This window comes from Serratia nevei, assembly GCF_024160145.1.
GTDB lineage: Bacteria > Pseudomonadota > Gammaproteobacteria > Enterobacterales > Enterobacteriaceae > Serratia > Serratia nevei_A.
Genome location: NZ_JAMYWQ010000010.1, coordinates 48,849 through 62,196, shown reverse-complemented (window position 1 = coordinate 62,196; position 13,348 = coordinate 48,849). Strand labels below are relative to the sequence as shown.

Sequence of the window (13,348 nt, the reverse complement as noted above, 5' to 3'; positions counted from 1 at the left end):
CGCACCATGGAAGCCTGCCAATGACAGTGAAAAATCCCCCATCGCTTGATAAAGAACCTATCAGATTGAACGCTCCGGTATTTTTCGGCTCAGCGGCGGTGATCCTGCTGCTGGGATCGCTGGTCGTGCTGTTTCCCTCCGCCAGCAAACTGTGGCTGAACGCCGCGCAAAGCTGGGTCGCCGACGTGTTCGGTTGGTACTACATGTTATTGATGGTCGCCTGCATGGCGTTCGTCTTCTGGCTGGCGCTGTCGCGCTTCGGCCCTATTCGCCTCAGCCAGGATGATGAACCGCCGCAGTTCAGCTATCCCTCGTGGGTGGCGATGCTGTTCTCGTCGGGCATCGGCATTGCGCTGGTGTACTACGGCGCCTATGAACCGCTGGACCACTTCCTGTCACCACCGGAAGGCAGCGGCGGCACCGTGCAGGCGGCGCGACAGGCGATGGCGCTGACCTTTTTGCACTGGGGGCTGCACGGCTGGGCGCTGTATGCGCTGATCGCCACCGCGCTGGCCTATTTCGCCTATTGTCGCGGTCTGCCGCTGGCGCTGCGTTCTGCGCTGTACCCGATCTTCGGTGAGCGCACCCACGGCGGCGTCGGCCATCTGGTGGACAGTTTCGGCATTCTGGTGACGGTGATCTCGATGGTAACCAACCTGGGGATCGGCGCGCTGCTGGTGAACTCGGGGCTGTTTTATCTGTTCGATATTCCGCAAAGCACCGGCGTGTTGCTGGCCCTGATTGTGGTGATGATGGTGGTGGCCACGCTGGCGGCGGTCACCGGCGTCGAGAAGGGCATCGCCATGCTGTCGAACATCAACGTCGGCTTCCTGTGCCTGTTGCTGCTGTTCGTGTTTCTGGCCGGGCCGACGCTGAACCTGCTCAACGGCATGTTGCAGAACCTCGGCGATTATCTTACCTCGCTGGTCAGCCGCAGCTTCGACATGTATCTGTACGGCAAGGCGCGCCAGTGGCAGGGCGCCTGGACGCTGTTCTACTGGGCCTGGTGGGTGGCGTGGGCGCCGTTCGTCGGGCTGTTCATCGCGCGCATTTCCAAAGGGCGTACCATTCGCGAACTGATTTTCGGCGTGCTGCTGATCCCGCTGGGCTTCACGCTGGCCTGGCTGTCGATCTTCGGCAATACCGCCATCAGCCTGGTGCTGGAAGGCGGACAGGCGATCCTGGGGCAGGTGGCGCAAAGCGATCCGCCGATGGCGGTGTTCAAGCTGTTCGAATACTTGCCCTATACCCAGCTGACCGCCGGCTTTGTGGTGGTGATAAGCTTCGTGCTGTTCCTGACGCCGGTCGATTCCGGCACGCTGATGATAGCGAACCTCTCCTGCCAGGGCGGTTCCGCCCATGATGACGCGCCGGCCTGGCTGCGGGTATTCTGGGCGGCGGTGACTACGCTGGTATGCGCTGGCCTGCTGTATGCCGGCAGTTTCAGCGCGATGCAGACGGCGGTGGTGCTGTGTGGCCTGCCGTTCTCGGCGGTGATCGTGCTGTACATGGTCAGCCTGCGCAAGGATCTGTGTCGTTACGCCATGAAGCCGGTGCTGCCCTGAGGCGGTTTATTCGTCTGCACGCGGCCGGTGATGCACGTACTCGACAGTCGTGCCGTCCGGCAGGCGCGCATTGAAACAGGCGCCGGTGGGCACCGCCACCGGGCCGAAGAAAATCTCGGCTCCGGCGGCCAGCAGCCGCTGGTGGTAGGGATAAATGTCATCGACCAGCAGCGTGCCGACGGTGCTGCGGAAAGGGCGCAATTGCTCTTCCGCCCCCTCCAGGATCAGAAACGGCCCTACCGCCGCCAATACCAGCCGATGCTCGGGAAAATCGAAGCGCATGTCCGCCGTTACGCCGTGCAGCTGCTCGTAAAACGCGATGGTGCGATCGATTTCGCCTTCGCCAACGTAGACCCGAATCAGCACGCGTGGCTCAGGCAGCGATGAAGAGTCGGCGGTTTTGCGCCAGAAACCGGCTTTTGTCAGTGCTGTCGTCATGTTCATCTCCTTGCTGGTTACCTGCCGCTTATCATGCCGCCGTTCTTCCATCCGGGGTTGGATCGAGTTGGCATAAGCTAGCCGCACCGGTAATAACCCCCTCACAGGGCGCTAAAGGGCATTCTGTTTGTGATTCCCGTCACGGCCTGCGCTTTTATTATTATTCAGCATTGATAATGTCATTGCGTGATTATTGATTAACACAATGGAGTTAATCGTTATTGTCATGGCCGATATAAAGCAAACGGATTCAAATAATAAAGCGGGTGGGGCAATGCGGCTGATGAAAAGGGAAATACCGTCCATTTATAAGTAAATATTAAGTCTTATTTATTAACCTGTTTATAAAACACGGCATTTTGGCTTTTTCGATAAAATTAAAAAGTGCTGGGTAATTTTATTTAAATCAGTAAAAACATAATGTTGATTTATTTTCATGTCATTCGCGCTCTGTGAAAAATACCTGATTTGCCACCCCGTCGTCGTTTTCAACGGTCGTTTGACATGCCCGTTACTTGAGATAAGTTTATATCGTTAATATGTTAATGAGTTGTTATCGTGACCGATGGCCAATGTTTCTCCTGGCCGAGCGCTTAATCGACTTATGCCATGGCCGCTCGCCATTCATAAGTTAACTTATGGACCAATGACGCTATGAATAACTCGCCAGGGCAGCGCTCGCGATTGAGCGAAGAGAACCGATTGCTGATTATTTTATTCTTCGTGTTCGGCTGCGTGTTCGTCGATCGCCTGACTATCTCTTTCCTGTTTCCGATGATCGCCGCCGATTTGAAGCTGAGCAACGTGCATCTTGGCACGCTGTCGGCGGTGCTGGCATTGACCTGGGCGCTGTCCGGCGCGGGGCTGGGGGCGATTGCCGATCGCTTTAATATCCGTAAACCGATGCTGATCCTGTCGATCTTGGTGTTTTCGCTGTTCTCCGCGCTGTCGGGGCTGGTCAGCGGCTTTGCCATGTTATTGATCTTCCGCGCGCTGATGGGGATCGCCGAAGGGCCGGTGCTGCCGATCGCGCAATCGCTGATGGTGGAAAAATCGCAGCCGCAGCGCCGTGGCTTCAATATGGGGCTGATCCAAGGGGCGGCACCGGGGCTGTTGGGGGGGATTATCGCGCCGCCGCTGATTATCTATCTGGCGCAGAAATGGGGCTGGAGCATGGCGTTTCATCTGACCGCCGTGCCGGGCATCATTCTGGCGTGGCTGATCTATCGCTATGTGAACGGCAAGAAGGATCCCGCTTTCAGCGCCGCGCCGGCGGCCGGCAAGGCGGCGAACAAAGCCGCTTACGGCGAGCTGTTTAAAATCAAGAATGTAGCGCTGTGCATTCTGATTTCCTGCGTGTTCGTCACCTGGTTCATGATCATCATTACCTTCACCCCCAACTTTTTGGTGACCGACCGCGGCTTCGGCGAAGGCACGATGGGCGGCATCATGAGCGCCATCGGCGCCGCCTGGGTGTTCTGGGGCGTGGCGGTGCCGGCGATTTCCGATCGCCTCGGCCGCAAGCCGACGCTGATCTTCTTTTCGCTGCTGGCGGTGTGCTGCCCGCTGTTCCTGAGCTACGTCGATAACCCGTGGCTGCTGGGCGTGCTGGTGTTCCTGTCTTATACCGGCCTTGGCTGCTTCACGCTGTTTATGGCCACCATCCCGTCGGAAACGGTATCGCCGGCCCGCATCGCGACCGCGTTGGGGCTGGTGATGGGGATTGGCGAGGTGATTGGCGGCTGTCTGGCGCCGTTTATCGCCGGGCTGATCGCCGATCGCTACGGGCTGGTCAGCGTGATGTGGCTGGCGGCCGCGGGCGCCGTGTGCGCCGGCGTGCTGAGTTGTTTTCTCGATGAAACCGCCCCCGCGGTGGTGAGCCGCAGAGCGGTGAAAACTGCGGGCGTCGCCGACGTCTGAGGCGGTTTTCATCCCATTCAATCAAGGAGAGCGAAGATGTCAGCAGAACAATCCGTACTGAATCAAAATGCCGAGCCGGACTGGAAGAATTACGACGATTTCGCGCGCGGTATCGACACTAACCGGCTGCCGGGCACCCAGGACTGGCGCAGTAAAACGCTGCAGATCGCCTTTGAAGACGGAGGGGAAATCACGCTGCGCTTCAGCGCCGACCGGCAGCGGGTGCTGTGGGCCTGGGGTGGGGAGAGCGGTGAGGACGCCTACGAAGAGGTGCAAACCTCCGCCGCGCGCTATTTTTTCAATATTCCGCTGCAGTCGCCGGGCAACGAGTGCCTGACGCTGGTGCTCAACCGCGACAGCGGCCGGGCGCTGCTGGTACGCAGCACGCTGTTGCCCGAACAGACGGTGGAAAAGGGCTCGCGCCTCAGGCAAAGCTTCCACGTCGGCCGGATTGCCGGCGTCACGCCGGGCGGCGTCGTGCCGCATCTGACCCGCGAGCTGATCGGCTATCGCACGCTGAACGTCTACAGCCCCAACCACTATTACGAACATTTCTACGTCAACACCGAGCGCTACGCCTGGCAAAACCTGCGCGGCGAGCAGTTCGGCCACGGCGACATGGACTACGCCACTTACTACAAGTTTGAGGACGAGATGTTCTTGTTCACCTTCCGGGAAAAGATTATCCCGGTGTGCTCGGTGTTCTTCTTCGACTTTATTTCCGGGCGCTGTACCGGCACCTTCCTCGGGCTGGACGCCGCCGGCCGGGTGTTGGTGTCACCGGCCGGGGCCTTCATTAGCAAGATGAGCTACAACACCTACCCGGAAGGCGTGCAGCCGCTTTGAGTCAGGCGTTTCTGACCAGCGATCCGGCGTTGATCTCCGCGATGGTTTTCGCGCCGGTGAGCGTCATGGCGACGCGCATTTCCTTGTCGATCAGATCCAGCAAGTTGGCCACCCCGGCTTCGCCGGCCGCCGCCAGCGCATAGACGAAGGCGCGCCCCAGCAGCACGCTGTCGGCGCCCAGGGCGATCATGCGCACCACGTCCAGGCCGCTGCGGATGCCGGAGTCGGCCAACAGGGTGATGTCGCCTTTCACCGCGTCGGCGATCGCCGGCATGGCGCGCGCGGTCGACAGCACGCCGTCCAGCTGGCGGCCGCCGTGGTTGGAGACGATGAGGCCGTCGGCGCCGAAGCGCACCGCGTCTTTGGCGTCCTCCGGATCCAGAATGCCTTTGATGATCATCGGGCCGTCCCAGAATTCGCGGATCCACTCCAGATCTTTCCAGGAAATCGACGGATCGAAGTTGGCGCCCAGCCAGCCGATGTAGTCTTCCAGGCTGGTAGGTTTGCCGCGGTAGGCCGAGACGTTGCCCAGATCGTGCGGCTTGCCGAGCAGGCCGACATCCCAGGCCCACTGCGGATGGGTAAACGCCTGCAGCACGCGGCGCAGGGCGGCGTTAGGGCCGCTCATCCCCGAGTGGGCATCGCGATAACGGGCGCCCGGTACCGGCATGTCGACGGTAAACACCAGCGTTTTCACGCCGGCGGCCTTGGCGCGCTCCAGCGCATTGCGCATAAAGCCGCGATCTTTCAGCACGTAGAGCTGGAACCACATCGGCCGATCGATCGCCGGCGCCACCTCTTCGATCGGGCAGACCGACACGGTGGACAGCGTGAACGGAATGCCTTTTTTAGCCGCGGCGCGCGCGGCCTGCACTTCGCCGCGGCGGGCGTACATGCCGGTCAACCCCACCGGCCCCAGCGCCACCGGCATCGCCAGCTGCTCGCCGAACAGCGTGGTCTCCAGGCTGAGTTCGGACATATTGCGCAGCACGCGCTGGCGCAAGGCAATATCGGCCAGGTCTGCGGTATTGCGCTTCAGCGTATGCTCCGCGTAGGCCCCGCCGTCGATATAGTGAAACAGAAACGGCGGCAGTTTGGCCTGGGCGGCGGCCCGGTAGTCGGTTGACGCGGAGATGATCATAGTATTTACCTTCTTGTCTTGCTTGCGATAACGAGTGGTCAGTCAGAGCGTGAGGAGCGCCGCCATACCGGCCGCAATCCCGCCGTACGCCAGCATCGGCAGCACGGTCTTTCTGATGATTTTGCCTTCGGCGTTGCCGATCCCGAGGATCGAACACACCGCGATAATGTTGTTCAGGCACACCATGTTGCCCATGGCGCCGCCGACGGACTGCAAGGCCAGCGTCAGATTGACGTTAAGGCCGCTGCTTTGGGCGATCGACTGCTGAATGCCGCCGAAGGTCAGGTTCGAGACGGTATTGGAGCCGGAGAAGAACGAGCCCAGCGCGCCGAGGAACGAAGAGAACAGCAGCCAGCTCTCGCCGGTCAGCGCCGCCAGCGCTTTACCGATCAGGATCACCGGCGCGTTGTCGCCGCCCTGCATCATCAGATTGACCATCACCAGCGCGCCGAACAGGGCGATAAAGGGCCGCGCGATGCGCCCGCCGGCTTCGCTGAACATTTGCCGCACCTGGCCGCCATTCAGACGGAACAGCGGAATACACAGCAGCACCACCAGCAGGAACGGGATCAGCGCCGGGACATACAGCGTTTTGTAGCCGGCGGCGGCGGAGGTGCCCAGCACCTGCTGCAGTTCGACGATCAGCGCCCGGCTGATGCGCAGCTCCCCGAGCCAGCCGAGGCTTTCCTGCCACAGCGGCGCGGTGTTGTTGAGCAGCGCCTTCAGACCCAGCTGGTGGACGCGCGTCACTATCAGAATAGCAATCAGCAGCAGGGTCGGGGTCATGGCCTTGACCACCTGCGAGAACGGCACCGCCTGCCCAGTGCTTTGCGGGTTATCGCTGCGGGCGAGGCCGATGCCGCCGCGCGCCAGCAGCACCGACAGCGCCAGGCCGATCGCGCCGCCGACCAGCGCCGGGAATTCATAGTTCACCTGGGCCAGCAGCAGATAAGGCACGGTGCAGCTCAGCACGCTGAGCAGGATAAACGGCAGATTGCGGCGGATATCCTGCCAGGAAACGATAAAGCGCAGCGCCAGCAGCGGGATGACGAAGCCGGCGACAAAGTGGATCAGCGCGGTTTGTCGGCCGATCTCCAGCAGGCTGGCGTCCGACAGGCCGAGATTGGCGAAACCGAACCAGGTGGGAGTGCCCACGGCGCCGAAGGAGACCGGCACCGAGTTCATCACCAGCGTCAGCAGGGCGACGCGCAGCGGGTTGAAGCCCAGCCCGACCAGAATCGGCGCGGCGATGGCGGCCGGTGTGCCGAAGCCGCTTGCGCCCTCAATCATAAAGGCGAACGCCCAGCCGATAATCATCAACTGGGCCACGGGATTGGGGCTGATGGTTTCCAGCCAGCGGCGCACCACGTTTTCCGCGCCGCTTACCTGCATCAGTTTGTTGAGCAGGATGGCACCGGCGATGATGGTGATCGGCGTCAGCGCCGACACCAGCGCGGTGATGATATTGGCATGCAGCAGCCGCAACGAGGCATCGAACCACAGGAGCTGTACGGCATACACCACGGCGGCCGTCAGCGGCAGGGCGAGGTAAGAGGGCACGCCGTTCCTTTTGGTCATCATCCAGATCAGCAGGACGATGGGCACAATACTGAAAAACAAGGGCATAAGATCCTCAGGGTTATTATTTTTATCGGCAGAGATATGTAGCTGAAAGGTTAATTACCGCAACATTTTTATTCTAATCACAACGTTGGCGTCGATGCCACGCGGTAATTTTTTAACATTGGCGAACGATGCCGGCCGGGGGAAAATGGTGGGGGGCAGGGACTCAATTAACTGCTTTAAAATCAGATTGATAGGAATGTTTATTGTGTGATGAATGCGCAAGCTCACATTAATTAGGCGGAAATGTTCAATAGATTATGTCCAAAAATGCGGTAATCCCCGCGGCTTTTTACGGCCGAAGGGAAATAATCAGAGCGGAGAGCTCAAAAATAATGGCTGATATTTTGGTAGGAACCGATGATATGTTCGATCAGCAGACGGGTTTTTAACGGCAGATTGCGGGTGTAAGGGTAGACGGCGTAAATGCCCAATACCTTGCCGCAGTGGCCGGCCAGGATCTCCGTCAGTCTGCCGTCCTGCAAATCTTCATACACCATGCAGCGCGGCACCATGGCGATGCCGTGGCCGCCGATCACCGCTTTGCGGATCGCTCGCGCATTGTTGGCCGACAGGTTGCCGTTAACCTGCAGCTCGTAGATTTCGCTGTGCCCCGGCCGCTTCATCAGCCAGTTGGCGGTGCCGCTTTCCTGATAGGTGTAGGTCAAACAGTTGTGGCCGAGCAGGTCTTCGGCGCTGCGCGGTGCCGGGTGATTCTCCAGATACCCCGGCGAGCAGACGATCACCCAGCGGGAATCGAAAATCGGCCGGGCAATCAGGCTCGAATCCGGCATGGTGCCGGTACGGATCGCCAGATCGATACCTTCTTCCACCAGATCGACAAAGCGGTTTTCCAGCCGCATCTCGACCTTCAGGCTGGGGTGCAGAGCGCAAAATTCCGCCACGCTCTCGCTCAGCAGCAGCTCGCCTGAAATGGTCGGCACCGACATGCGAATGGTGCCGGTCAGCTCTTCGCTCTTTTCGCTGACGGCGTACAGCGCCTCCTGCACTTTGGCACCGATCTCCTTGGCCTGCTGATAGAGTGCCTGGCCGCTTTCGGTCAGCGTCAGGCTGCGGGTAGTGCGGTACAGCAGCCTGGCCCCCAGCGATTTTTCCAGCCGCCCGATGCGTTTACTGACCACCGAACTGGTGATGCCGGCGCTCTCCGCGGCCTTGCTGAATGAGCCGCAGTCGACAATCAGGGCAAACAGAATCAGGTCGTTGGCGTATTCGTGGGTGGCGAGCATGGGCATCCTGTAGAGTGAGGGTCCTTTTGCACCAGTGTAAATCCGGCACGGCAGGAAGCAATCTTTTCAGCGTGTTGCACGTCGCCGCTATCTGGTCGGATCTGTATTTTTCTTGGTTAACTATCCATTTTATTGAGAATTATCCTTTCTTGTTTTTCTTGCTACAACAGGTATTGGTCTAATTTTCTGGTTTTTAGTTTAAATTAAATTGGAATATTCCATGATTAGGCGATTACTTATTCCGCTAATTTCGTGGTGCAATGTCAATAATTGTATTGATCTGCTTGTTTGAGATGGCTATGCTTTTTCCAGAAACGTTCTCGTTGTTATTAATTAAATGGTTTTCAAATGTATTGAAGAATTGCTCTGTCTGCCGACAGAGTAATGGGTAGTGTGTTTATATTTTAATGTATAAGGATATTGTAATGAAAAAAATTAATCTGTCAGAAGCGGAAAACATCGTCGGCGGTACTTTTGTTTGTACCAAAGAGTTTGCCTGGGTAGGCAGCGGCAGCAACAGAACCTGCCAGTTGGTGAAGACCTGTGCGAATAAATTCGGCGGCGTACAGAAATTCTATTACCCTGCGCCGGTGGCGAGCTGCCCTTCTAACCCAACCACGCCAAGCTGATGCGGGTTGACCCCCTGCGTTTAGATTAGCGGTGGGCAGGCGGGCTGCGTTCGCGTTGTCCCGCCTGATACCGGGCAAAAAAGTCGTCTTTAAACTCTCATAGTTTACGGTGTTAACTCTTTTTCGCGTATTCACTCTGTTGGGTGAGTATTTTTTTTTGCAGGATGCGTCCGTTATGTATAAACGTCCCTTGCTTTTTATCAGCTACACGCTTGTTATTATTTTCGCCTCTTCTTTTGCGACCGCATTTTATTTTCAGCACTACGTCATGAGAGCGCCGGAAGCGGAAAGCCTGAGCGTTATTTCCCCGGAAAAAGTCGAACAAAGCCCGTTGCAAGACGACAATACCATTGTCGAAATCTTCTCTTACGCCTGCCACTATTGCGAAGTCAATGAAGGCGGCGTAGCCGAGCTGGAAAAAAAACTACCGGCCGGCGCTAAATTGGTGCGCTTGCATCTCAGCGACGACGAACAGACCGGCATGGCGGCCTTTGCGCCCCTGTTCGCCACGCTGACGGTCATGGGGATCGAGGCGCAGCAACGTCCCGCCGCCTACCGTGCCATTATCAAAGAAAACCTCAACCTGGCGGACGAAAAGCAACTCAGTGCCTGGCTGACCGCTAACGGCATCGACGAAGCCGCCTACCAGCTGGCCAGAAATTCAGAGCGAGTCAAGGCGCTGTTGGCGTATATGACGGCAGTGAGCCGCTATTACCAGGTCAACGCAACCCCCAGTTTTATCGTCAATCGCAAATGGCTGGCGCTGCAAGACCGCGAGTTCTCCGCTTTCAGTCAGCAACTGCTGTCGCTGTTGCAGCACGATAAGCCGCTGGCTCCCTGATGCGCCTGCTCGCGGTCCGGGGATATTTGGCCTGGCGTAATGGCCTGGACACCATGGCGCGTTTCTCGGCTGCCGGTGCCGGGATGGGGAATCGTCTGGCATGCGTTCTTCTGCGGCGTGTGGATTATCGGCTGTGGCTGGAGGCGTGCCGGTTATTGAGGGGGCGCCGGCCGCAACGCCGTTTTCGCCACCGACATGCGGTCGCAGTGGCGAATCGCCAAAGCCTGTTGGGCGAAGGCCGCCTGGATTTCACCTGGCTGATGCAGCGGCGGCGGTGGCTGGATATCGCGGCGGTCTACGCCCGCAATACGGCGCTAATGAACCATTTGGCACGCTGCTCCGCACAGCTCGACCGGGTCGTGGAACCACTGCATCGCGCAGGCGTGCCGGTACTGTTGGCGCCGATGCATACGGTCTCCGACGTGTTGGCGACGCTGGTCGGTGCGGGCGTTTATCCAGGGCGGGCGACGGTGATCGTTTCCGGCGATGCGCAGGAGTTCGTGCAGCGGGCGCCGGCGGGAGAATGGCGGCAGCGGCTCGACTATTGCTCGATTCACGACGATCCGCGCCACATCGCCGGCACTTTGGCGCAGGCGATGCTGGAGGCGGCGGAGCATCGGCGCAACATCATTCTCTTCCCGGACATCACGCCGGATTACACCCTGAACAGCAAGCAGGATGCTACGGCCAAGCTGGCTTGCCGCCTGTTCGACAGGCCGGCGCATCTGCACAGTGGCATCGTTAGGCTGGCCCGGGCGTTGCAGGCGCAGGTGGTGTTCTATTCGCTTTATTTCGATCGCGGCATCCGCATTCACATCGAAGAACCGGTCACGGCAGATCGGGTCAGCCGCGCCATGCCGGCGATCGTCGAGCGCACCCTCAGGCGGCATGCCGATGACTGGCTGCTATGGCATTCGCACTCTTTATTTTTTATCAACGAATAAGTCAGGGATATCACTACGTATGGAAAACACCCTTCCTACGCCGGTTTTGCAGAGCGAAATCAATGAGTGCGGGCTGGCCTGTATCGCCATGCTGGCGGAAACCCAGGGTGTTTGCGCACCGTTGACGGAACTGCGGGAGCGTTATCCCGCTTCGCAGCACGGCACTTCGTTGGCGACGCTGTGCGCTATTTTGGGGGAGCTGGCGCTACCTGCCTATCCGGTGGCATTCGAGCATCAGGATCTGGCGGCGCTGCCTTTACCGGCGATTCTGCATTACGGCGCGGGCCACTATGTGTTGCTGGCATATCGCCAGGGGGGGTACGTCTGCGTAATGAATCCGGCATTGGGGCAGCAACTGCTGCCGTACGCAGCCCTGAAAGCGGAAATCAGCGGTTATGCGCTGGTGCTGGATCGCGATGAGATACCGGCGGCCGCACCGGCCAGGCGCAGCGGTCGCCAAAGCGCTTTCGCCAGCTTAAGCCTGAAGGATACCGCCGGCATCGCCGGCATTTATCGCCTGGCGGCGATGACGTTTTTTATCTCGCTGACGCTGTTCATTATGCCGATGATGGTCGCCAGCGCGATCAACCAGGTGTTCGCCATGGCCGGCGAGGTCGCGTTCCCCTATGCCTACTATCTATTGGCGTTCGTGGCGTCCACGGCGTTGGCGTTGGTTGCTCGCATCTTAACCGAACGCTTCATCAAAAATTTCGTGTTGCTGCACGGTGCCGCCGGGTTTTCTCGGCTGCTGGAAAATTCGCTGAACTTCTTCAGCAAGCGCGCGCCCGGCGAGATCTTCAGCCGTTTCACCAGTTGGCAGATGGCCGCCGGTCAGAAAATCGAACTGGACAACGGCCTGCGCACCGACTGGATTATCGGCGCCATCGCGCTGGCGGTGATGTGCTACCTGAGCCCGATGCTGGCGCTGGTGCCGGTTGTCGGCATGCTGCTGATGGGGGCGGTCAGCGTGTGGGCCATCTACCGCGATCGCCACTACACCCAGCAGTTGCAGGTGCGAGGCGCGGTGCAAAATGACTTCATCCTGGAGACCATCCAGGGGTTTTCGACCATCAAATCCGCCGGCCTGGCCGGCCAGCGGCAGGAAGGGTTCGCCGAACATGCCCGTTCGCTGTTCCAGTGCCTGCAACAGCAGAAGATCTACGAGCAGGTAAAGGGCAGCATTTACCAGCTGATCGGCAGCCTGGAAATGGTGTTGTTCATGCTGTTGGCATTGCCGCTGCTCAAAGGGGGCGAGCTCAGCCTGGGGGCATTCTTCGCCTACAGCTTTCTGCGCGAAATCTTCACCTCCTACAGCAGCAAGCTATTTTTTGCCGTCCTGCAGAAAAACCAGCTGCACGTCATCGATGAACGCGCGCGGGATCTGTTTCCTGCGGCATCGGCGCGCACGGCGCCTGACGACGAGAGCGTGAACTTGTTTGCTTCACGCTTGGAGTACCGGGCGGTGAGCTTTGCTTACGACGCCGGCCAGCCGGTTTTACACGGCTTGTCGCTGACGCTTGGGCGGGGTGAGCGCATCGCCATCTGCGGTGGTTCCGGCGCGGGCAAGAGCACCTTGCTGAAAGTGCTCGCCGGGCTGCTGACGCCACAGCAGGGGGAACTGGCGCTGGATGGGCGCGTGCTGTCAAACGCTGCCGTACAACGGCTGTTCTTCCTGCAAAGCCAGGAGGACATCCTGTTTAATGCCTCGGTGTTGCAAAACATCACGCTGTTCGAACCGTCGGCACCGGGCCAGCAGCGGCAAGTGGAACAGGTGCTGCGCAGTTTGGATCTGGCGAGCGCGGTGGCGCAGTTGCCGGGAGGCGTCAACGCTCTGGTTCGGGAGAGCCATGCCGGGCTGTCGCTGGGGCAACGACAGCGTTTGTTGCTGGCGCGCGCCATGTACAGCCGTTGCCCGGTATTGGTGCTGGATGAACCGACGGCGAATTTGGATGAAAAGACTGCGGCGGCGGTGATGTCGGCGCTGATGACGCATTGCAGTGAAAGCGGTAAGACCCTGGTGACGGTTACCCATAATCCGCGGCTGCTGCCGCTGTTCGATCGGGTTTTGCGCATGTCGCAGGGGCGGTTAATGGCTGAAACCGCCGTCGACGCCAGGGTGAACGCTTGTGCTGAGGTGGGGTGACGTGATCAGCC

The 13,348-nt window shown here is 59.2% G+C and carries 11 protein-coding genes; 7 read left to right on the top strand and 4 right to left on the bottom strand.

Translation table 11 applies throughout. The annotated features are described in order from the left end of the window. Positions 1-20 precede the first annotated feature (20 nt). Positions 21-1,565 (top strand): BCCT family transporter, encoded by a 1,545-nt coding sequence (locus tag M6G53_RS09670; RefSeq protein WP_253330834.1) that lies wholly within the window; start codon positions 21-23, stop codon positions 1,563-1,565. A gap of 6 nt (positions 1,566-1,571) precedes the next feature. On the opposite strand, the gene M6G53_RS09665 is transcribed toward M6G53_RS09670, so the two are convergent. Further along, a complete protein-coding gene (locus tag M6G53_RS09665; RefSeq protein ID WP_253330833.1) occupies positions 1,572-2,003 on the bottom strand; it encodes a VOC family protein in 432 nt (143 codons plus the stop codon). A gap of 654 nt (positions 2,004-2,657) precedes the next feature. Between M6G53_RS09665 and M6G53_RS09660 the strand changes: the two genes are divergently transcribed. Further along, positions 2,658-3,923: an MFS transporter gene (locus tag M6G53_RS09660; protein ID WP_253330832.1), complete on the top strand. Its 1,266-nt coding sequence runs from the start codon at positions 2,658-2,660 to the stop codon at positions 3,921-3,923. A 36-nt stretch (positions 3,924-3,959) separates the two neighbouring features. Then, positions 3,960-4,769, top strand: a complete 810-nt coding sequence (locus M6G53_RS09655; RefSeq protein ID WP_253330825.1) for a MoaF C-terminal domain-containing protein — start codon at positions 3,960-3,962, stop codon at positions 4,767-4,769. A gap of 1 nt (position 4,770) precedes the next feature. On the opposite strand, the gene lldD is transcribed toward M6G53_RS09655, so the two are convergent. The 3 genes from lldD to M6G53_RS09640 form a co-directional block, all read right to left on the bottom strand. Beyond that, the gene (lldD, locus tag M6G53_RS09650; RefSeq protein WP_253330823.1) at positions 4,771-5,910 is read right to left on the bottom strand and encodes an FMN-dependent L-lactate dehydrogenase LldD; all 1,140 of its coding nucleotides are present in this window, start codon (positions 5,908-5,910) and stop codon (positions 4,771-4,773) included. A gap of 42 nt (positions 5,911-5,952) precedes the next feature. Next, on the bottom strand, positions 5,953-7,536 hold the full coding sequence (locus M6G53_RS09645; protein WP_253330821.1) for an L-lactate permease: 1,584 nt from the start codon (positions 7,534-7,536) through the stop codon (positions 5,953-5,955). Between the two features lie 323 nt (positions 7,537-7,859). Further along, positions 7,860-8,780 carry a LysR family transcriptional regulator gene (locus tag M6G53_RS09640; RefSeq protein WP_253330820.1) on the bottom strand — a complete coding sequence of 307 codons (921 nt, stop codon included), beginning with the start codon at positions 8,778-8,780 and terminating at the stop codon, positions 7,860-7,862. Positions 8,781-9,205: 425 nt separating this feature from the next. On the opposite strand from M6G53_RS09640, the gene M6G53_RS09635 reads away from it, so the two are divergent. From M6G53_RS09635 to M6G53_RS09620, 4 genes are all read left to right on the top strand, one after another. Continuing rightward, positions 9,206-9,409: a DUF4762 family protein gene (locus M6G53_RS09635; RefSeq protein WP_253330818.1), complete on the top strand. Its 204-nt coding sequence runs from the start codon at positions 9,206-9,208 to the stop codon at positions 9,407-9,409. Positions 9,410-9,584: 175 nt separating this feature from the next. Continuing rightward, entirely contained in the window at positions 9,585-10,250 is a 666-nt protein-coding gene (locus tag M6G53_RS09630) for a DsbA family protein (RefSeq protein ID WP_253330816.1), read from the top strand. Positions 10,251-10,456: 206 nt separating this feature from the next. Further along, positions 10,457-11,194, top strand: a complete 738-nt coding sequence (locus M6G53_RS09625) for a lysophospholipid acyltransferase family protein (RefSeq protein ID WP_253330815.1) — start codon at positions 10,457-10,459, stop codon at positions 11,192-11,194. Positions 11,195-11,213: 19 nt separating this feature from the next. Next, positions 11,214-13,337 carry a peptidase domain-containing ABC transporter gene (locus M6G53_RS09620; RefSeq protein WP_253330813.1) on the top strand — a complete coding sequence of 708 codons (2,124 nt, stop codon included), beginning with the start codon at positions 11,214-11,216 and terminating at the stop codon, positions 13,335-13,337. Positions 13,338-13,348: the final 11 nt, after the last annotated feature.